Annotated in this window: 1 protein-coding gene; it reads left to right on the top strand. The window is 34.7% G+C overall.

Annotation, left to right across the window (positions count from 1 at the left end; genetic code table 11):
- The coding region (locus tag EOC06_RS40605; protein ID WP_206631413.1) for a hypothetical protein at positions 1-182 on the top strand (182 nt) is incomplete at its 5' end.
- Between the last annotated feature and the right edge of the window lie 149 nt (positions 183-331).

Raw genomic sequence — 331 nt, 5'->3', positions numbered from 1 at the left:
GTGATGATATGAAACTCAAAGATCATCTTACAACAGAACAATTAAAGCAGCTTGGAAAGATGGGTATTAAAAAGAAAAAGAAAAAGCAACCGAAAGAAGAAAAAGTAGACTGGATTAACATTATGTGCATGGACAGGGATAGATATAGTCGTGGTCGTGGTGGAGCTATTAGAAGAAAATAATGTCGTTATTTGACGAAATATAAAGATTGTCCACTTATTTCCTTTTACTTCATAATTGGGAGTAGAAGGAGGTGTATGAATTATGAGTAGAACAACAGATGTTCAGCATAATATCGGTTGTCCGGTTTGTGGTCAAGGTATTTCCTATA

This window comes from Mesorhizobium sp. M7A.F.Ca.MR.362.00.0.0 (genome assembly GCF_004023175.1).
In the GTDB taxonomy this organism is placed as follows: domain Bacteria; phylum Pseudomonadota; class Alphaproteobacteria; order Rhizobiales; family Rhizobiaceae; genus Mesorhizobium.
This window is presented reverse-complemented; position numbering and strand designations above follow the sequence as displayed.